Source organism: Streptococcus sp. HMSC078H03, assembly GCF_001808655.1.
In the GTDB taxonomy this organism is placed as follows: Bacteria; Bacillota; Bacilli; order Lactobacillales; family Streptococcaceae; genus Streptococcus; species Streptococcus salivarius_G.
The window spans coordinates 26,638-27,028 of the sequence record NZ_KV794117.1 but is presented as its reverse complement, the minus strand read 5'-3'; the positions used below and the strand labels follow the sequence as shown (position 1 = coordinate 27,028).

Below are 391 nucleotides of genomic sequence, written 5' to 3'. Positions count from 1 at the left end.
AGGTTTCAAGTCCAGAGTTGGCCTACTATGACAAGGGGATGAGTGTAAACTACGATAAGGTTCTCACAGCTGATGGCCGTCAATGGATTTCATACGTGACAGCAAGTGGTGCTCGTCGTTATGTTGACATTGCAGTAGCTAAAGCAGAGTCTAAGCCAGAAACAAAACCAGTTGCGAAACCAGCGGATAAACCAAGTCTGCCAGAATCAAGCACTTATACTTTCACAAGTCGTGCGTCAATCAAGGCAGAAGCTAAGGTTTCAAGCCCAGAGTTGGCCTACTATGACAAAGGCATGAGTGTAAATTATGACAAGGTTTTGACAGCTGATGGTCGTCAATGGCTTTCATACGTGACCGCAAGTGGTGCTCGTCGTTATGTTGATATTGCAGC

General features: G+C 45.5%; 1 protein-coding gene. It reads left to right on the top strand.

Annotated features, from left to right (window positions below):
• The coding region (locus tag HMPREF2607_RS09310) for an SH3 domain-containing protein (protein WP_186821393.1) at window positions 1-391 on the top strand (391 nt) is incomplete at both ends.